We start from the raw sequence: 20,103 nt of genomic DNA, 5'->3' as shown, positions 1-20,103 counted from the left end.
ACTCTAATACTTATCTAAAAAAGCCACAATAATTAGAATGCAAATCTCTTTTTTATTTTATTTAACTTACCCAATGCCATAAATATTTTGTTAAGACTATTTGATAGTTTTAGTTGGATCATAGACTTTTTAACAATTTTTTTGTTTATACAAGCGAATAGCATGACGATATAAATTATTTTTATTGGAGTCTCTATGAAAAAAACAGTTATTTTTTTAGCCCTTGTTGTTTTAGCTGGATGTGCTACGAAACCGATTCCATTTGATCAGGCAAAACCTGTTCCATCAAAAAGACTTTATACCTTTCAAGATAAAAGTCAACCCGCGAAAATATTGGTTACCAGAGACAGTGGATACCAAGGTTTTTATGTGGCGTCAAATTCTATATTGATGGCAAATTAGCAGCTCAATTGGAAACATCTGAAAAAGCTATTTTTTATGTCCCTGAAGGAGCGCACACAGTAAGTGCTGATCATAATTGCCATGGTCCTGTAGATGGATCCGTGTTGACAACAACGACTGAGGACAGTGCAGGATTAAGAATATCGGTAGGACTTAATGGTGCTCATATTAACCCCATTATTTATCAAGCAGACTCATCTCTTTAAAGAGTGAGGGACGAAGAGCAAATTTAGAAATAGGTTTTAATCTAAATACAATGTAAAAAAAGGAGACTCTAGTCTCCTTTTTTATTTCTGCTTTTTTAATTACCCAAACGAATCAAGTAATCAAATGATGAAAGTGCTGCTTTAGCCCCCTCACCCACAGCAATAACGATTTGCTTATAAGGTACAGTTGTTACATCACCCGCTGCAAATATACCATCAACAGAGGTTTTACAACGGTTATCAATCACAATCTCCCCTTGTGGGCTTAGTTCAAGCGTTCCCTTTAACCAGTCAGTATTAGGGACTAAACCAATTTGTACAAAAATACCGGCTAATTCTATTTTGTGCATTTCATCAGTTTTACGGTCTTTATAAGCTAAGCCAACCACTTTTTGGCCATCACCCAATACTTCTGTTGTTTGTGCTTCTTTAATTACCTCTACATTAGGTAAAGAGGCCAATTTTTTCTGCAACACGGCATCAGCGCGTAGTTCAGAACCGAACTCTAATAAAGTTACGTGGCTAACAACACCCGCTAAGTCAATGGCTGCTTCAACACCTGAGTTTCCACCACCAATCACGGCTACTTTTTTGCCTTTAAATAATGGGCCATCGCAATGAGGGCAATACGCCACCCCTTTAGATCTATACTCTTTCTCTCCCGGCACGTTCATTTCGCGCCAACGTGCACCCGTTGAAAGAATAACACTTTTGGCTTTTAAACGTGCGCCGCTTTCAAATTGAACTTCGTGTAAACCACCTTTTTCTGCGGCAGGAATTAGAGCTTTAGCACATTGTAAGCTCATAATATCAACATCATACGCTTTAATATGCTCTTCTAACTGCATAGCAAGCTTAGGGCCTTCTGTTTCGATGGTAGCAATAAAGTTTTCAATACTTAAAGTATCTTGTACTTGCCCACCTAAACGCTCTGCAATAATCCCCGTACGGATACCTTTACGTGCAGTATAAATAGCCGCTGCTGACCCCGCGGGCCCTGCACCTACAATCAATACATCAAATGCTTCTTTAGCATTAAGTTTGTCCACTTCTCTGGCACTTGCGCCTGTATCAACCTTGGCAAGAATTTCTTGTAACGTCATACGGCCTTGGCCAAAAAGCTCATCATTTAAAAAGACAGTAGGCACAGACATAATCTGTAATTGGCTGACTTCATCCATAAAAATAGCACCATCAATCATGGTATGGCTAATATTAGGATTTAAAATCGCCATCGTGTTCAACGCTTGCACTACATCTGGGCAGTTTTGGCAAGACAATGAAATGTAGGTTCTGAAATGAAGCTTTGTAGTAAGCCCTTTAATTTGCTCGATCATTTCAGGTGTTACTTTAGGTGGATGACCACCGGTTTGTAATAATGCCAATATAAGTGAAGTAAACTCATGCCCCATAGGGATACCGGCAAAACGGACTTCACCAATTTCTTCACCAACACGTTTTACAACAAAAGATGGCTTACGGCTATCGTTACCCGCAGCATCTAAACTAACTTTATCTGAAAGAGATTCAATCTCTTTTAAAAGGGTTAACATTTCTTGAGATTTTTCACTCTCATCCAAAGAGGCTACAATCTCTATGGGTTTAGTTAACCACTCAAGATAGGTTTTTAATTGACTTTTTAAAGTTGCATCTAACATCTGAGATTTCCCTTGGAGTTAAGTGAGAATAAAAACGCCCGGCCAACTAGATAACCAGGCGTTCATATATTTCTATTTAATTTTTTAATACCCATCTAATAATCAAGATGGGTAATTACGTAAAATTAAATTTTACCAACTAAATCTAATGAAGGTGCTAATGTTTTCTCACCTGGAGTCCATTTAGCTGGGCAAACTTCACCTGGATGTTCAGCAATGTATTTAGCTGCTTGTGCTTTACGGAAAAGTTCTTTCGCATCACGACCAATACCACCATCGTGCAACTCAATTACTTTAATCACACCTTCTGGGTTGATTAAGAAAGTACCACGCTCAGCTAGACCATCAGCTTCAATCATTACTTGGAAGTTACGAGAAATAGTACCAGTTGGGTCACCAATCATTGGGTACTGAATTTTCTTAATAGTGTCTGAAGTATCATGCCAAGCTTTATGAGTGAAATGAGTATCAGTTGATACTGAGTAAATTTCAAAACCTAATTTTTTGAATTCTTCATAATGATCCGCTAAGTCACCTAGCTCTGTTGGGCAAACGAATGTAAAGTCAGCTGGATAAAAGAAAACAACAGACCATTTACCTTTTAAATCTGCGTCAGTAACAGTTTTGAAATCACCATTGTGGAATGCTTGTGCTTTAAATGGTTTTACTTCTGTATTTATAAGAGACATATGTCACTCCTTTTTTATTTACGGTTTGATTAACTTATGGAACCTATTATATAACCACTAAACAACATTTAAAAATTAATTAATTCGATGGTCCTAATTAATTTTATTAATCATCGATTACAGTGTTAACTTCACAATACCCTATTAACCACAATAAAACCAGCCAAAAACACTAGACAAACGTTTCTATTTATTTAAGCTTGCCATGATTATTTTTTGTGCCGACTGATAGTACTCCTTCCCTTCCGTTGATTTTGCAAAAACTATAAACTGTTGTAATTCTTGATCCGTTAAATCACGGTAAACATAAACTAAAATATCATTCAAATGAGCATCTACTTGCTGCTGAATTTGAGCTTTTGTTGGTGTAATCTGTTTAATACTACTGCCTAGCCCCATTCCTGGAAATAAACTGTCGACGGTATCACCCATAGTACTTGTCAATGATGTACTAACATCCACAGTTGCTTGACGATAAGGAATAGCAGCGGCTAACTCTTTAAAAAGTACTTTCCTTTCATTACTTATCTTAATAACAGGAACACCTTGTTGATTTTTTTGTAAGTTTTCTGCTGTGGTCGCCTCTGTTTCTGCTTTAACAATCTTTTTACCTAATGCAGAGTCAAAAAAAACCAGTGCGGGATTAGGATTCACTAAACTTTGCTTTAGTGCGGATAGACCTCGTTGATTCATAGCTGTAGGCTCAAAGCGTTGGCTACTAAACCCAACGACCGATTGATAGAAAACTGGGGGTAACATGTCCTTGTACTGATTTTGCATCATCTGCAATGCTGAGTCAAAATGCTCAACTTGTACCGGCCAACCAGATGCTTTATATAACTCATCATAGTTGTCTGCTTGCGCCAAAGGTATTGAGCATAAACAGAAAAAAACAATTGCAGTATTTTTAAGAATATTCATTTTATTTAACCTGTATCGAAATTGAAGGTATTGTATCAGCACTTGGTTGTTTTACATCATAATTATAAACGCTAACAATCAACGCTGGATTTTGTTTAACACCAAGTAAACTTAGCAACATATCAGCCGATGCAAAATAATAGTCACCCACTTTAATAATGCGCAAAGGCATTGTTAGCTCATAATAATTAGGGTCGGTTGGTTTCAATGTATTTTTCACTCTCAACCTAAACTGACGGTGTTCCTTTTCTAACATTGTGATTTTTGGATCAAACATCACTACAAACCGCAATATATCTGAGCCTAAAAATGTCTGTGTATAAATACATTGGATATAGTCGTCCACTCTATTATAAGGCGTCTCACAAGGCTTATTTAGCAATGTAGCGTAATCAAAATCGGCAAATACTAAATTAATAGCTTTTACGCCGTAATAACGCCCCATCATATCGGCACTATGGTAATCTAACTCGGGGAAATCCCCCGTACGCAAAACAAACCCTTTATAATAGTTAGGTATAACGACTGCCTGCTCACCACGGGCTTTAGCTTCTTCAATAATCCCAGTACGGATATTGCTTTGCTTATTAATTGATTGATAAGCCAAAAAAACTAAAATATAGGATGATAAAAAGGTAATACAAAGCGCAATAAATAACACTACGCCCATTTTACTTACTTTCTGCTGTAAAGCTTTTTCAAGTAGAAAAGACAAAGCCACCAGTAAAAAAAACAAGCCTGTTAGGTGCGTTCTAGCAACTACTGCATGAGGAGAAGCAATGAGAATAATGCTAAAGACAACCGTCGAACTCAGCCAAATAATCAATAATTGATAATCCTTTTTTTGAAGCAGACGATAACTTTGCGCAAAGGCCCAAATTAACAATAAATAAATAACTCCATACCCTTTTAAAATACTGGGCATAACATCATAAAAATGGTTATAAAGTCGCTCATCAAAAGCCATTGAACGCCAAACCGAATAGTCAGGACTGGCTGCACGAACCATATTGCCTGGAGCTAATAACAGTACTAAAAACCCCATAAATACAGCCACGAAACACAAAAGAATAATCGAGCGATTAGCTAGCTTATTAAACCATGCCCACGCATATAACAAGACTAAACAATAAAGGATAAGTGCCCCTGTAGCCTCATTAGAGCACCCTGAAAGAATAGATAACACAATTAAAATGAGCACTGTTATCTTATTGATTTTTCCCTCAGGGAGGCATCTTAGTAAATACTTAAATAAGAAAGAAACAAAAACTAGTGGCCATAAATAATTGGCGGCCCCAACGACCCAAAAAGTTGTTTGCCCTAACGCAGGGTTAGCCAACCAATAACCAAACCACAAAATAATCAATGTATACACTAATTGTTTTTTAGGGTTAATTTTATCTTGATAATATGGCGTAGTTGCTATGTTATAAATTAATATAGGTAACGCAGCACTTGAAATAACCGTGATAATAACAGGGTGATTAATCGCTAATATTAATGTTGAAATATAGTCTGCAACGACCCTACCACTCCATGTCATATAAAAATGCCAATGTTTACTAATCGATGTTCCCATGAAATAAAAAGAAAAATCATCTGACTGCATTGGACTCAAATAAACAATAAAAAAAGTAGTTACATAGAGAATAAGAATAGCGACTGTTAAACATACTGTATTATTCATACATCCTTTCAAAATAGCTATTCCCTATTTTTATCAATAATTGACTTGATGATATAGCGAGGTCGGTGTTTAGCTTCCTTATAAATTCGCCCAATATATTCACCTAATACGCCAATCCCTATTAACTGCACACCGCCTAAAAACAAAATAGCGACCATCAATGAAGAATAGCCCGGTACAGGATTACCAAGAATTAATTTAGACAACACAATTTTCATAGCAAAAAGAAAAGAAATAAAAGCAACTGTCCCACCTAAACAACTCCAAAATCTTAAAGGGACATTACTAAATGAGGTAACGCCATCTAAAGCCAAATTAAATAACTTCAGGAATTTAAATTTTGTCTTTCCAGCCGCTCGCTCAACACGAGTGTATTCAATAACCGTGGTAGGAAAACCAACCCAAGACAACAAGCCCTTCATAAATAAATTGTTTTCTGGCAACTCTTTAACTGCTTCAATAGCTCGTCGGCTCATTAATCTAAAGTCGCCTACATTACCTTCTATTTTATTTTCAACTACATTGTTATAAACCATATAAAATAATTTAGAGGTCGCCCGCTTAAAAAAAGAGTCGCTTGAACGATCAGCACGTTTTGCTAATACAACATCAAACCCTTCTTGCCAACGCTCAATCATCATGGGGATAACATCAATAGGGTCTTGCAAATCAACATCAATAGGGATAACAGCATCGCCAGTACTTTGGAAAATACCTGCTAACAGAGCGGACTCTTTACCAAAATTACGAGAAAAATTCACAGCAACAATATTAGAACTTTTCATTGCCTCAGCAGTGATAATCTGCTCTGTATTATCTGTGCTACCATCATTAATAAAAATAATTTCTAAGGAATAATCCGCTAGTAATCCATTATTATTAATTTCAGACAAAAATAAAGGTATTGTACTTTCTTCATTAAAAACGGGTACTACTAAAGAAATTAGCATAGTAATCACTTCTTAAACACAATAAAATGAGACCATAAAAAACCTAATACAAAACTAATCATTGTAAAAATAACCAATGTAAAGACTGGCAATAGGTGAGCTGTATCCGCTAACCTGCCAACTAAATAGCTTATCAAGCCCATAAAGGTTATAAACAAAAAATAACGTTTTATATTTAAACGACTATTAAAAGTAAAATAACCATTCAAAAAAAATGAACAGCTAACAGCCACTAAAAAAGCCACTAAATTACTCAACGATTGATCTGTTTTTAACATATAATACACTAATAAAAAAACCAACCAATGAATAGCGGTATTGATAATGCCTACAGCAGTATAACGCCCTAGTTTGTGAATAATCGACATCATGACGAACTTACCAACATAACAAATGAAACCAACAAAACTCACGGCTGATTAGAAAAAAATAAGATTCTCGTTTATTATATAGTGTTTACACCCTATAAAGCACTTACATTAAGGATTTCTCATGGCAAGCTCGACACAATCAACACAAAAAATGCCCATTTATAAACAGGCCGATTTTGAGTGTAGCCATTGCAATAGCATCTGGCAAGCTGACTACACAGAGATTACAGACCTTAGAGCACACAAGGCAATTAAGTGTAAAAATTGCAATAAAGCACTCGCCATGAAAGATGACGAGTTACAAATCCTTAATTATCGCTTTGCAAAATCAGAGAAAGTCAGCAAACGGACCATTATCTTCATTATCCCTTACTTCTTACTATGTGGAATAACAGCCATCGTGTTCGGTGGGGTTGCTACCTTTATTATGCTCATCATTGGTTTTATGATCATTATCACCATACGTCGCTCATTAATTGAGGATGACATCGACCACTTCCACCTCATTATAATAAAAAACTCGGACGACAATCAAAGTAAACCCAAACAAAAAAAAGCATAAAAACATAGCTAATAATGCCTATAATCAGCCTATTAAAGAGAAATATATTTTTATTTTTGATATACAAAACACCAAAAAAAATATTTTTTATAAAAAAGCGTTGACTTAATCTATTATTCTAGTTAATATTCGCACCGCTTAACGAACATAGCTTAGCAATGGGGCAAAGGGTCTGAAAGTATCACTTACTCGAATCTTAAGCTCTAAAAAGAGCGCCCGTAGCTCAGTTGGATAGAGCACCCGCCTTCTAAGCGGGTGGTCGCAGGTTCGAATCCTGCCGGGCGCGCCATATTGCCTGAACGGGAATTAAGCAAGTTAGTTAATAGGTTTGTAATGGTGGGCGTAGCTCAGTTGGTAGAGCACAGGATTGTGATTCCTGTTGTCGTGGGTTCGATCCCCATCGTCCACCCCATTAATTAACAACAATATATGCGGACGTGGTGAAATTGGTAGACGCGCTGGACTTAGAATCCAGTACCGTGAGGTGTGAGAGTTCAAGTCTCTCCGTCCGCACCAAATACTAAAAGCCTTGTATTTATTAAAATACAAGGCTTTTTTATTAGCTTCCTTTAAACCGTTTCCGCAATTATTTTAAACAAACTTCTTAAATACAAGACTGTAATCCAATATCTACCCCTTAGTTTTTGCTATTTCGAATCTGATACGTAAGTAATCTTGTCTAACATTTTCGTAAGTTGGACGGTAATTGCATCAGGCTTGTTGGTGGTAGTTGTATTAGTAGACACTAGGCAACTGATTTTGACATACAACGCTTAGTTCGGTTAGCAATGCTATCACCTAGCTTATTGTTTTCAGTTTACTCATGGGTTAATTTCTCTTGATAGTCTTTTAGTTCTTGTACTCTCTAACCGATCAATCAAGTAGTAGAGATAACCTAAAGCTACGACTTAGGCGACATAGAAATAGTTTTTAATAGCACTTATTTAGCTATTACTTGCATATGACGAGTAATAATAGTACTTGATCCGTTAGCTCTATAGCTTCTCTGGACTAACGTCTAGATTATTAAAAGCACGCTTAACATAACCTTGGGTGTTGTTTTCATTGGGTGGTGCAGACGGTCAATTACTCCCTCAATCACATTAAGTTTATAGTTATGTTTGTAGGTAATGAATAATTTTATAAAAGCATCCTACCCTTGCTACACCAAAAATACTAACTAACATCATTTATGATTCCCTAATCATATACCCTTGGCCTGTAACTGTATGAATTAAGTGCTTAGAGAAGCCTATATCCATTTTCTGGCGTAGTTTATAAATATGCTTGTCGATGATATTATCTTTGGGGTCAAATGCATAATTCCACGCACTTTCTAATAACAAGAGGCGAGTCACTACTTGACCTTTATTCAACATAAGTTTTTCTAAAATCAACGACTCACGCAATTGCAAAGAAATAACTTTTCCTGCTCGTGTAACGATTCGAGTTTCACGATCCAATTGTAAATCCTCTACTTGCAATACATTGGTGTTTATATTATTACGATAGCGATTTAATAAAATTTCTAAGCGGGTGACTAATTCTATAAAAGCATAAGGCTTACTTAAATAATCATCACAACCAGCCTGTAGCCCCTCTGACTTATGCAAAGGGGTTCCTAATGCACTTAACATGAGAATAGGGATCATCAAACGCTTTTCACGTAATTGCTTCACAAGGTTAATACCATCAAGCGTTGGCAATAGTCGATCGACGAGAATAATATCGTAAATACCTTCTAATGCCATGTCCCTACCCTCTAAACCATCATGTGCAACATCCACAACATAATTATTTTGTCCTAGCCCACTAGAAAGATATTCTGCGGTGCGCTTATCATCCTCAATAACAAGTACTCTCAAACTATCTCCTAATCAAAGTTAAACTTTTATTTATATTTTGGCGACATACAAAGGGGTTATTATAAGGCATACTATCAATCTAAAATATATCATTAAGATCAGAAGATACTATGAAACACATTCTTGTCGTTGAAGATGATTTAAAAACGTCGGAAGAAATAAAAGAAGCACTGCAAGATCATGGCCTTATGGTGACTACTGCACTAACAGGACGCGACGGTCTTATCAAAGCATTAGCAAATCCTTATGATGCGATTGTATTAGACCGCATGCTAGCTGGGGGGCTAGATGGTTTAAGCGTTTTACTATCACTGCGTAATGCCGAAGTAATAACCCCTGTACTTATATTAAGCGCCTTATCTCAATTGGATGAACGCGTACAAGGACTAAAAGCAGGTGGTGATGATTATCTTTGCAAACCTTTTGAGTTTATTGAGTTAACCGCTCGAATTGATGCATTAACAAGAAGACGCTATATTCAAAAAGATACAGAACCAACATCAAACAAACTCATGATTGGTGATTTGGAAATCGACTTGTTAAAACGCGAAGTCAAACGGGGGACTAGAGACATTAACTTAGTTCCCCGTGAGTACGCATTACTAATCTATCTCGCCGAACATGCCGATCAAGTCGTCACAAAAACCATGTTATTTGAAGCCGTTTGGCAATATCACTACCATGACCAAACGAATGTGATTGAAGTGCATATGGGACGGTTAAGAAAAAAAATCGATACCAGTGATGAACTCTCTATGATTCAAACTGTTCGGGGAGCGGGCTATGTCCTTCGTTCGATTAAATAAAATTTGGCATACCACGGGCTTTAGAGTTGCAGTTACCTTTTTACTTATCTTTATTTTTTCTGTATTGCTTTTATTCGGGTATATTTACTGGAAAACAACGCACTACATGATTAAAGAAGTCGATGAATCATTACAAGCCCGAGCTGCTCAAATAAAAACGATCCCAATAGAACAGCTAGAAAGTCTTATAGAAAAATCTGTTAAAAATGACTCTAGTCTTTTAGAGCCTCTTAGTTTATTTACCGATAAAGGACAACATATTGCTGGCGATTTAAGATCACTTCCTGAAAAAATAGAATTTAATATCCCTTACGAATTTTATATACGGCGTATTAGTAACTCAAAACGCCTTGTCTTGCGTGGTATTTTATACAAAATCCCTGACTCAAACATTATCGTTATCGTCTCCTCGAATATTCGTGGCCTTCACGAGTTTAATGAGTTACTGGTAGGGGCAATGCTTTCAAGTTTAGGAATTATCTTAATCATGGGAGGTCTTGGTGCCATCTTGATCGGCCAGAGTGCCCAGAGGCAACTGGATAAAACCACCGCCGCTATTAAAAAAATAATTCAAGGTGATTTAAAAGAGCGTCTCCCCGTTAATAACAAAAGAAATGATATTAATCTGCTCGCGCAGATCTTAAACCAAATGCTTGATGAAATTGAGCGATTAATGCAACACTTAAAAACTGCATGTGATGATATTGCCCACGACCTACGCACCCCTCTCACAAGGTTACTCGCAGGGCTAGAACGTATGCAACGAAAAGAGCGCACAAAAGAAGAGTACGAACAAGTAATTAATCAGGCCATAGAAGAAGCACAAGCGCTACTCTATACCTTTAAATCACTTTTAAAAATTTCGGAAGTAGAAAATAGCCTACAACGTCAAAACTTTTCCACTGTTGATTTAAATACCATTGTGAATGATGTGGTGGAGTTTTATGAACCCGTGGCGGAAGAAAAAGAAATCGAACTCACCCTACATAAAAAAGACAAACCGCTTATTATTCAAGGTGACCAATACCTATTATTTGATGCCCTTAGTAATTTATTAGACAATGCCCTTAAATTCACCCCTAGCCATGGCCATGTTAGCGTAACACTGGAGAATACCCCACAAAAAATTTTGTTAAAGGTCACTGACACAGGCATTGGTATTCCAGACGCAGAGCGAAAAGACGTACTAAGACGGTTTTACCGCTCTGAACGTAGCCGTCATACGCCTGGTAATGGTTTAGGGTTAAGCATGGTCGCTGCAGTTGCGCACATGCACAATATGACCTTAACGATTGAAGATGCAAACCCCGGTTGTTGTATCTGTTTGACCCTATCTTACTAGCTTAAATTCCAACATAAAAAAGGCTGATTACTCAGCCTTTTCTATTTGTATTTTAGTTATTTTCAAACTATATAAACTTTTATTTATTTAACGATGAACTCCTTGGTAAGCAAGTTTATTTAAAGTAGTCCTCACAGTTCCATAGTTTTTAAATAACCCGTTTTAATTAAGTTGAGTTCAAGATGTTGACAACACTGTATAAAAAACTACAATCCGTTACGAGTAAACTAAACATTATCCAATGCAATAGTTTAAGCTTTATTTGGGTCAGTGCATTAGTGTTTACTGCTTGCTTTAATATTGCCTTTTTTGCAAAAGTTATCGATGCATTAAGCATGAATAATAAAGATGATTATCTTTTATTTGGTTCTTTTATTATTTTTATTTTTTGCGTTCTCAATATTCTTTTTACTTTATTCTTTGTAAAACCTATTAGAAAACCGCTACTTGTTATACTCCTTTGCTGTAGTGCTCTAGGTAGCTATTTTTCTCTATTTTATGGTATCTATATTGATAATGACATGTTGGTTAATATCTTTCAAACCAACACTTATGAAGCAATCACCCTTCTCAATGGCAAACTTGTCTTATGGTTTATTATTTTTGGCTTATTACCAAGTCTATTTGTAATCTTCTTCATCAAAGTTAAAAAAATATCATTTCTAAAATCAGCAACTTTACGGACTGTTAATATTCTCATCTCTGTTGCTATTTTAGGCGCACTCTACTTTTCACTACCGGGTGAATATAGTTTTTTCCTCAAAACCAATAAATCAACCTTAAAACTAATTTCTCCCACCAATTATATTTATGCTCTCGGCGATATGGTTAACAAACACTATAAATCAGAAGTGCCTTTCACCCATATAGGGGAAGATGCTAAACGAAAAATAGCAACTAACCCACAGAAAAAGAAACTGATCATTATCGTTGTAGGTGAAACTTCACGGGCACAAAACTTTTCACTTAATGGTTATGAGCGTGAGACAAATCCCTTGTTATCAAAACAATCAAACTTATTTAATTTTGAACATGCTAGTTCTTGTGGAACAGCCACTGCTATTTCTGTTCCTTGTATGTTTTCAAATATGCCACGTAAAAGCTTTGACCGTACTCTAGCAATTAATGAAGATAACGTACTCGATATTATTGCGCGCACAGGGGTTAATGTATATTGGAAAGATAATGATTCCAACTGTAAAGAGGTATGTAACCGTGTACCAACACTTGAGATTAATAAGACAGAACCGGCAGAACTCTGTAAAGGGGGGCTTTGCTATGACATTCAATTGTTAAATGGACTAGATCAATACATTAATGAGCGCACAGATGATACCGTTATTGTAATACATACCAACGGTAGTCATGGTCCTGCCTATCATGAGCGCTATCAAAAGGATCAAGAAAAATTTACCCCAGCGTGTAAAAGTACAGAAATAGACAGCTGCTCACAACAAGAGTTAGTTAATGCCTATGACAATACCATTGTTAATGTTGATTTTGTACTTAACTCAACTATTGAGCTACTTAAAAAGCACAGCGATCAGTTCTCAACCGCTATGTTATACATGTCTGATCATGGTGAATCGTTAGGGGAAGATGGTTTTTATCTACACGGTGCACCTTATAGAATTGCACCTAAACAGCAAACACATATTCCGATGATTTTTTGGTTATCTGATAGCTTTATGAATAACCACCGCATCAATAAAACTTGTTTAGCGGATAAGGCAAAGAATGATCAAAACGTATCACACGATAACTTATTTCACACTGTATTAGGTGCCCTTGATGTTTCAACAAAGGAATATGACCCATCGTTAGATATATTTAAGAGTTGTGAATACGAATAACAGGTTCATCAAATAATATTTTCACTTAATACCAAGGGGATTAGGTAGGCCATACCTAATCCCCTAACTTTTACAAAGCACCTACATCCCCCCTCTTCGATAACATATCTCAAAAAATAAGTGAACCCCTTATCATCGAGCCATTCACCTATAACACTCCATCTTACAGTTAAAACCTAAGTAGAGGCCATTACGCAGCCAAAGAAGGCCGTTTATATCTAACCAGTTAACCTCTAAGAAAGGTTATATAAAGCATTCTTTTATAGAAATGCATCTTAAAACGTGTATCCAGTCCACGATTACGGTTGATTATATGCATCATTGCTGTTGTAGGTCAGTTGTGCTTGTGATGAGGCAAATGTGAATGATTTGCTGGTACTTAGTTGGGTTTTATCTGGAACTTTGTCATATCTTATAGTTGCTAATGCGGGAGGCAGATACTCGCTAATAATTAATAACGGCAAATGCTATCAAGAAGACTTTGCTAGAATCTGTTTTGAAACCAAAGTAAGCCGACAAGGAAACAATAGAGTATTTCAAGGATGGCAATAAAGTGATAACTGTTTTGGTAACTATTTGACTGTTGAATATTAATGATAGGTTCTAAGAAAAGTAAAAAGGCTAGCATAAGCTAGCCTTTTGATTATCTATCATTATGTAATGATAAACGTTTTATATTTCCACTACAATTTTATTATTATGGTTTATAAGAAATTGAATTATCTTATCTTTCTTAATACATAAGTACGCCACATCGCATACTTTGGGAAGAAGTCATGATACTCTAAGATATCAAAACCAGACGCTTTAAACTCAGCTTCAATGTCTGATCTACTCACTAGAAATCTATTATTTTGTGTATGCGAACCTGTCGATTCAGATTGGCGTCTACGCCATGCTTTGAAATTACCATCCACCCATAGAGAAACAATCACTGTATCACGAGTAACTCGATGGAACTCTCGCAATAGCTCTAAACGGTGTTCATGCTCACCGATATGATGAAGTAAACGAATACAGAACACACAATCAACCGCGTTATCTTCTACTTGGATATCAAAAGCAGATGATTGAAAAGTATGGATCTTTTGTGTGATCTCTATTGGCTGTAAAGATATTGCTGCATCGATCATGTGCGGAGAGTTATCTGCCGCATAAATACGGCGTTCTTTATTCTCTGACAATAACGACCAAAATCTGCCAGCCCCACAAGGTAAATCTAATACCGACAATGGGTCACCTGCTGTTTTAAGAGCTTCTCGTATCATTTGCTCTTCTCGCCAATGCGAGAGCTTACGCCAAAAGCCTTGCTGGTGTTTATGATAATACTTTATGGCATGCTCTTTATCGTATTTATCTGAAAAGGTTAATTCAACACAAGTTTTCTCAAAGAAATTTTTATCTATCATAATAACTACCTAAACCCTAGTTTTAAATGTATAAAGAAGGAAAAAAAGCGTCACACGCAATCTCATATTGCTGAACAAAATATCTCCATTCATTCATGGTTAATGATGTATGCCTCCTAATCTGTGGCAAATCATGCAGCGTCGCTTGTTTCGCAGTAAAACGCTTCCTAGATTTTTCTAGATCGAGCAAAGCTATTTCTATATTTTCCTTACCTTGCTGGACATCATTTAAATTAATAAAAATATGCTTTGGATAAACACAATTATGCTGAGAACGATGCTTATGCATTTTAGATAAGACGTTTGCAATACTTCTTAACACAGCAAATAAAGCTATTTCATTAGCATCACTATCATTTGATTGATCGAGCCATTGCTCGAAGCTAATAAAGCCTTTTAACTCTTTTGTTACTAAAATAGCTCTATCGCCAGAGACACCACAATAAACAAGCTCTGGTGTTGTTATTCCTATTTTTTTAAATGCCTGATAGGCGAAATTTTCGCGCTTAATTGTTAGCTGACCAAAAGGAAAAAATAGACTACGATAAATATGTTTTTCTTGGCGTTTAACGTAAAAAACCTGCCCTACTTTATCCTTATGTATTAAAACACCGCTTTCGCCACCGCGGCGTCTATTAGGCTCCTCAACCCAGCTACCCGAAACATTCCACCAATAATTAAATTGTTCAATATCGCTATAAGTAATTGTATTCATTTTTATGACCATTGCTTACTAGAAAGCTTATATAGTAATAAGCAAACCGTAACGTCATAGTCATCAAAACATAAATTTTTATTTAATCAAATCCCGTTAACTTACCCTATGCTATACGGGGAAGACGTCTAACTTGCTTTAAAACAAAACTGGCACAAAGCGCCACACTACCACCAATTAAAGTTTCATAAACTCTTGAATAGGGTAAAAGATAAGTAGGGTCCCCCCAATATTCTGCTTCCTCAATCAGTAATAAAACAAAGACCGTGAAGGCAAATGTTTTAAAAACATAATTTAACTTTAAAAATGTTGGCATAAGAAACGTAACAATAGCGATCAGAACTACGTCAAAATAAACGGTATCAAAGAGCCGCAAATGAAATAATGAAAAGACAAATAGTGCCCCTAAGACACTGCCTAAGAAACGAGACAATGTTATTTTTATGATCCCCACTTCCTTAGGCTGCAATAACACTATAAATGTTAAGGGGGCCCAATAAACACGGTATAAATCCAAATAATCAGGAATGGCTAAACTTAAAAACAAGAATATGCTATATATAAAGGCACGTAGAGCCAAACGCTTATCGCTTCGATACAGTTCTTTTGAAAACAACCCTCGTTTAAACGCATCAACATCGTATTTTTTATGCTGAAGTAAGGTTAAAAGGATGAGGCTAATGCAAATACCCGTTAAGTACGCGAGTGGAAGCTCAATAGTAACCGTAGGTAACGTAGTCCCCATGCAAGCAAAAATAACGATGAAAGGGGTAATGCGATCAATCACAATATCCTTGTCATAACTCACGTAATAAAAGTACGATACAACAAATAAAAACAGATAAAAAAGTAATGATAACTTTAATAAAAACCCGATCCCACCTGCTAACACAATAAGAAATAATAAAAACCCTGTATAAAAAATATTATTACTGCCTTTTTTAGCAGAGTAAGCTGTGTTAGCAAATAAAACCGTAAGAACACCCAGCATTGCACCTGTTATACCAAAGAAGCAATAACAAATACTTGAGTTTATAAGTGCTGTAAAAAAGAAAACGAAATTATCACGAAAACTGATGTGCTTTAACATATCAAAAACTTCTAACGATTTAAATGCTAAGTTAAAGTGCGAGTCAATTGTCATGACCAAAACAGCTTACGCTGTAGCCAAAAACAACATCAATAATGCACAAAGAGAATAATCATAGCTTATTACATATCTGTTTGTTTTTTAAATAATCCATTAGTTGTTACCCAGTCTCTTAATCAACATAACTAATTCGGATACACTTATAAGGACTTATACAAACAGATAATATTCATTACACCATTAGCGGAATAGAATGAACCTGAGAATGTTAATTTAACTACTTGGAGTCAGTTATGGAATTAACCCCTAGAGAAATTGAAAAGCTGATGATGTACACGTTAGCTGATGTAGCCCAAAGACGTAAAAACAGAGGTGTAAAACTAAACTATCCTGAATCAGTCGCTATTATTTCTGTAGCCGCTCTTGAAGGTGCTCGTGATGGCAAAACATTGGAAGATGTAATGAAAGAAGCCAGTACGGTATTAACTAAAAATGATGTGATGGAAGGCGTTGCTGATCTTATCCCTAAAGTACAAGTAGAAGCCATTTTTACCGATGGTAGCCGACTTGTTACGGTACACGACCCTATTAAGTAACTCCCTCCTTCCTTTTAATACCTATATTAGCATTAAGGAAATATCATGAAAAAAGACTCAAAAACTAAACAACCCACTCCACTAGGTGGTGTTATTTTAGCAAGCACACCGATTGAATTTAATGTTAACAAAGCAGAAACTAAAATAAAAGTACGTAACACGGGTGACCGTCCTATTCAAATCGGCTCACATTTTCACTTCTTTGAGGCAAATAGCGCATTAGAATTTGACCGTCAATCCGCCTACGGCAAACGTTTAAACATTTCATCAACAACGGCTATTCGTTTTGAGCCGGGCGATGAAACTGAAGTATCACTCATTCCTTACGGTGGAAAACAAACCGTTTATGGCTTTAATAATCTTGTTGATGGCTGGACAGGTGACAGTGTCACCAATGCTGAGCGTCCTGCTAAAACTATCGCTGTTAATAAAGCGATTGAGCAAGGTTTTAAAAATAAAGCGTAATCTAAAACTCATTTATCCAGTGAAAGAAATCTCTATCCACGCGAGAAGGAATAGATAAAATGCCTCAAATATCAAGACAAGAATACTGTGGTTTATTCGGCCCAACAGTAGGTGATAAAATTCGCCTTGGCGATACTGACCTTTATATTGAAATTGAAAAAGATTTACGCGGTTATGGCGAAGAATCTGTTTACGGTGGTGGCAAATCGTTACGCGATGGGATGGGTGCTGATAATACGCTCACCAGCGACAATGGTGTATTAGACCTCGTTATTACCAACGTGACAATTGTTGATGCTAAATTAGGTATCATTAAAGCTGACGTTGGTGTTAAAGATGGTAAGATTGTAGGTGTAGGTAAAAGCGGTAACCCTAATCTACAAGACAATATTACCCCCAACATGGTGGTAGGCGTTTCAACTGATGCCATTTCAGGCGAGCACCTTATTTTAACCGCAGCAGGTATCGATACCCATATCCATCTTATCTCTCCACAACAGGCCTATGCAGCACTTTCCAATGGTGTAACTACGTTCTTTGGTGGTGGGATTGGCCCAACCGATGGCTCCAATGGTACAACAGTAACCGCTGGTCCTCGTAACATTAGAACCATGCTACGCTCGTTTGAAAATATACCTGTCAATGTCGGCTTATTGGGGAAAGGTAACTCGTTTACAGCTAAGCCATTAGAAGAGCAAATTATAGCCGGTGCAGCGGGCTTAAAAGTTCATGAAGACTGGGGCGCTACAAAAAACTCTATTCGCCACTCATTACGTGTTGCTGATCAATATGATATTCAAATCGCTGTCCATACAGACAGTCTAAACGAAGGCGGTTATGTTGAGAATACGGTAGAAGCCTTTGAAGGTCGTACCATTCATACTTACCATACAGAGGGTGCGGGTGGTGGTCATGCTCCTGACATCATAAAAGTAGCAAGCCTTATGAATGTATTACCTAGTTCTACTAACCCTACATTACCTTATGGTATCAATAGCCAAGCAGAGCTATTTGATATGATTATGGTATGCCATAACTTAAACCCTAACGTTCCTGCGGATGTCTCTTTTGCTGAAAGCCGCGTTAGACCAGAAACTATCGCCGCTGAAAACGTGTTACATGACATGGGCGCTATTTCTATGTTCTCCAGTGACTCCCAAGCCATGGGTCGTGTTGGTGAAAACTGGCTACGAGTAATCCAAACAGCTAATGCCATGAAAGCATCACGTGGTAAGTTACCAGAAGACGCAGCTGATAATGACAACTTCCGTGTCCTACGCTATGTGGCAAAAATTACCATCAACCCAGCCATCGCCCAAGGTATTAGCCATGTGTTAGGTTCTGTTGAAGTAGGTAAAATGGCAGACTTAGTGTTATGGGATCCTCGATTTTTTGGCGCTAAACCTAAACTGGTTATTAAAGGTGGCGTTATTAACTGGGCTGCAATGGGTGATCCTAATGCATCGCTTCCTACACCTCAACCAGTATTTTACCGTCCTATGTATGGTGCATATGGTAAAACATTGCAAGATACTTGTGTTACTTTCGTATCACAAGCGGCTTTAGATGACGGGGTGAAAGAAAAGGCAGGATTAGAACGCCAAGTACTTGCTGTGCGCAATTGCCGCTCTATTAGTAAACAAGACCTTGTTCGTAACCAAGAAACACCACATATAGAGGTTGATCCAGAAACCTTTGCGGTAAAAGTCAATGGCGAACACGCTACCTGTAAACCGATCACTGTAGCAGCTATGAACCAACGCTATTTCTTCGGTTAGTCCACAATGGTTTCTTTTAACTTTCATCAGGTTAAAAGAAACCAACAATATATTCCTTTAAAATAATGATGTCATTAAGGATAAATATATGATCTTAGTTGAACAGATCCTTGGCAACGCCCATAAAGATAACGAGTGGAAACAAAAAATAGCCAATGCCACTGTCGATCTCCTTGTTCTTGATCAATGGGAAGCTCAAAAAAGTCGATGCCGCAAGCAAACACAAGCAGGACTTGACATAGGCATCTCGCTTGATCGCCACGTTTTATTAAGCGATGGCGATATTATTTTATTTGATGAATCAAACCAAACTGCCGTTGTGGTACAAATTACCCTGCGTGATGTAATGGTTATCGATTTAAACTCTCTCAAAGGCGACACCCCAGAACAGCAAATTCTAATCAGCTTTGAACTAGGCCATGCCTTAGGTAACCAACATTGGAAGGCCGTTATAAAAGACAACAAAGTTTATGTACCCTTAACCGTGAGCGAAAAGGTCATGAGCTCTGTTATGCGTACACATGGCTTTAGCGACAATACCTATCAGTTCGTTAAAGGCAGCACCATTCTTCCCCTACTCACAAATGCAGAAGCCCGTTTACTGTTTGGTGGGGCTGAAGACACTGGAACACACGTTCATGTTGAACATAAGCATTCTCATGACCACGACCATGGACATGATCACCCGCATGACCATGATCATCATCACCCTCACACGCATAAGCACTAGACAACAAA

At 37.0% G+C, this 20,103-nt stretch carries 19 protein-coding genes, 3 tRNA genes and 1 pseudogene; 13 read left to right on the top strand and 10 right to left on the bottom strand.

Translation table 11 applies throughout. The annotated features are described in order from the left end of the window. Nucleotides 1-195: 195 nt before the first annotated feature. Both DM558_RS02910 and DM558_RS02905 read left to right on the top strand, forming a co-directional pair. Nucleotides 196-402, top strand: coding sequence for a hypothetical protein (locus DM558_RS02910; RefSeq protein WP_127161971.1), 207 nt, complete (start codon nucleotides 196-198; stop codon nucleotides 400-402). 8 nt (nucleotides 403-410) lie between these two features. After that, entirely contained in the window at nucleotides 411-608 is a 198-nt protein-coding gene (locus tag DM558_RS02905; protein WP_127161970.1) for a hypothetical protein, read from the top strand. Between the two features lie 95 nt (nucleotides 609-703). On the opposite strand, the gene ahpF is transcribed toward DM558_RS02905, so the two are convergent. The 6 genes from ahpF to DM558_RS02875 form a co-directional block, all read right to left on the bottom strand. Continuing rightward, the gene (gene ahpF / locus DM558_RS02900; protein WP_127161969.1) at nucleotides 704-2,266 is read right to left on the bottom strand and encodes an alkyl hydroperoxide reductase subunit F; all 1,563 of its coding nucleotides are present in this window, start codon (nucleotides 2,264-2,266) and stop codon (nucleotides 704-706) included. 125 nt (nucleotides 2,267-2,391) lie between these two features. Further along, a complete protein-coding gene (ahpC, locus tag DM558_RS02895) occupies nucleotides 2,392-2,955 on the bottom strand; it encodes an alkyl hydroperoxide reductase subunit C (RefSeq protein WP_127161968.1) in 564 nt (187 codons plus the stop codon). Nucleotides 2,956-3,141: 186 nt separating this feature from the next. After that, a complete protein-coding gene (locus tag DM558_RS02890; protein WP_127161967.1) occupies nucleotides 3,142-3,876 on the bottom strand; it encodes a hypothetical protein in 735 nt (244 codons plus the stop codon). 1 nt (nucleotide 3,877) lies between these two features. Then, nucleotides 3,878-5,563 (bottom strand): DUF6056 family protein, encoded by a 1,686-nt coding sequence (locus DM558_RS02885; RefSeq protein ID WP_127161966.1) that lies wholly within the window; start codon nucleotides 5,561-5,563, stop codon nucleotides 3,878-3,880. A 17-nt stretch (nucleotides 5,564-5,580) separates the two neighbouring features. Next, nucleotides 5,581-6,513, bottom strand: coding sequence for a glycosyltransferase family 2 protein (locus DM558_RS02880; RefSeq protein ID WP_127161965.1), 933 nt, complete (start codon nucleotides 6,511-6,513; stop codon nucleotides 5,581-5,583). Nucleotides 6,514-6,518: 5 nt separating this feature from the next. After that, nucleotides 6,519-6,884: a GtrA family protein gene (locus DM558_RS02875; RefSeq protein ID WP_228411797.1), complete on the bottom strand. Its 366-nt coding sequence runs from the start codon at nucleotides 6,882-6,884 to the stop codon at nucleotides 6,519-6,521. 121 nt (nucleotides 6,885-7,005) lie between these two features. Between DM558_RS02875 and DM558_RS02870 the strand changes: the two genes are divergently transcribed. The 4 genes from DM558_RS02870 (at nucleotide 7,006) to DM558_RS02855 (ending at nucleotide 7,962) form a co-directional block, all read left to right on the top strand. Further along, complete coding sequence (locus DM558_RS02870) at nucleotides 7,006-7,446, top strand: hypothetical protein (protein ID WP_127161964.1); 441 nt, start codon at nucleotides 7,006-7,008, stop codon at nucleotides 7,444-7,446. Nucleotides 7,447-7,658: 212 nt separating this feature from the next. After that, nucleotides 7,659-7,735, top strand: a tRNA-Arg gene (locus tag DM558_RS02865). Nucleotides 7,736-7,782: 47 nt separating this feature from the next. Continuing rightward, nucleotides 7,783-7,858: transfer RNA gene (locus tag DM558_RS02860), tRNA-His, on the top strand. Between the two features lie 19 nt (nucleotides 7,859-7,877). Next, nucleotides 7,878-7,962, top strand: a tRNA-Leu gene (locus DM558_RS02855). Between the two features lie 674 nt (nucleotides 7,963-8,636). Here DM558_RS02855 and DM558_RS02850 read toward each other — a convergent pair. Further along, on the bottom strand, nucleotides 8,637-9,311 hold the full coding sequence (locus tag DM558_RS02850; protein WP_127161963.1) for a response regulator transcription factor: 675 nt from the start codon (nucleotides 9,309-9,311) through the stop codon (nucleotides 8,637-8,639). A gap of 110 nt (nucleotides 9,312-9,421) precedes the next feature. On the opposite strand from DM558_RS02850, the gene DM558_RS02845 reads away from it, so the two are divergent. From DM558_RS02845 to DM558_RS02835, 3 genes are all read left to right on the top strand, one after another. Beyond that, nucleotides 9,422-10,117 carry a response regulator transcription factor gene (locus DM558_RS02845; protein WP_127161962.1) on the top strand — a complete coding sequence of 232 codons (696 nt, stop codon included), beginning with the start codon at nucleotides 9,422-9,424 and terminating at the stop codon, nucleotides 10,115-10,117. Continuing rightward, a complete protein-coding gene (locus DM558_RS02840; RefSeq protein ID WP_127161961.1) occupies nucleotides 10,095-11,459 on the top strand; it encodes a sensor histidine kinase in 1,365 nt (454 codons plus the stop codon). Before DM558_RS02845 ends, DM558_RS02840 begins: the two co-directional genes overlap by 23 nt. A 182-nt stretch (nucleotides 11,460-11,641) precedes the next feature. Then, complete coding sequence (locus DM558_RS02835) at nucleotides 11,642-13,312, top strand: phosphoethanolamine transferase (RefSeq protein ID WP_127161960.1); 1,671 nt, start codon at nucleotides 11,642-11,644, stop codon at nucleotides 13,310-13,312. A 719-nt stretch (nucleotides 13,313-14,031) separates the two neighbouring features. Here the strand turns inward: DM558_RS02835 and DM558_RS02830 are convergent. The 3 genes from DM558_RS02830 to DM558_RS02820 form a co-directional block, all read right to left on the bottom strand. Continuing rightward, the gene (locus tag DM558_RS02830) at nucleotides 14,032-14,721 is read right to left on the bottom strand and encodes a class I SAM-dependent methyltransferase (protein WP_127161959.1); all 690 of its coding nucleotides are present in this window, start codon (nucleotides 14,719-14,721) and stop codon (nucleotides 14,032-14,034) included. Between the two features lie 22 nt (nucleotides 14,722-14,743). Then, nucleotides 14,744-15,436: a lipopolysaccharide kinase InaA family protein gene (locus DM558_RS02825; protein WP_164731231.1), complete on the bottom strand. Its 693-nt coding sequence runs from the start codon at nucleotides 15,434-15,436 to the stop codon at nucleotides 14,744-14,746. A gap of 106 nt (nucleotides 15,437-15,542) precedes the next feature. Next, nucleotides 15,543-16,580: an FUSC family protein gene (locus DM558_RS02820; protein ID WP_127161957.1), complete on the bottom strand. Its 1,038-nt coding sequence runs from the start codon at nucleotides 16,578-16,580 to the stop codon at nucleotides 15,543-15,545. Between the two features lie 239 nt (nucleotides 16,581-16,819). Between DM558_RS02820 and DM558_RS02815 the strand changes: the two genes are divergently transcribed. The 4 genes and pseudogenes from DM558_RS02815 (at nucleotide 16,820) to ureE (ending at nucleotide 20,095) form a co-directional block, all read left to right on the top strand. Next, nucleotides 16,820-17,122 carry an urease subunit gamma gene (locus tag DM558_RS02815; protein WP_109703116.1) on the top strand — a complete coding sequence of 101 codons (303 nt, stop codon included), beginning with the start codon at nucleotides 16,820-16,822 and terminating at the stop codon, nucleotides 17,120-17,122. 45 nt (nucleotides 17,123-17,167) lie between these two features. After that, nucleotides 17,168-17,494: pseudogene (locus DM558_RS02810) on the top strand (urease subunit beta); the annotation flags it as partial. A 152-nt stretch (nucleotides 17,495-17,646) separates the two neighbouring features. Further along, on the top strand, nucleotides 17,647-19,365 hold the full coding sequence (locus tag DM558_RS02805; RefSeq protein WP_127161955.1) for an urease subunit alpha: 1,719 nt from the start codon (nucleotides 17,647-17,649) through the stop codon (nucleotides 19,363-19,365). A gap of 88 nt (nucleotides 19,366-19,453) precedes the next feature. Beyond that, on the top strand, nucleotides 19,454-20,095 hold the full coding sequence (gene ureE, locus DM558_RS02800) for an urease accessory protein UreE (RefSeq protein WP_127161954.1): 642 nt from the start codon (nucleotides 19,454-19,456) through the stop codon (nucleotides 20,093-20,095). The last annotated feature ends 8 nt before the right edge of the window (nucleotides 20,096-20,103 follow it).

Source organism: Entomomonas moraniae (assembly GCF_003991975.1).
Classification (GTDB): domain Bacteria; phylum Pseudomonadota; class Gammaproteobacteria; order Pseudomonadales; family Pseudomonadaceae; genus Entomomonas; species Entomomonas moraniae.
This window is presented reverse-complemented; position numbering and strand designations above follow the sequence as displayed.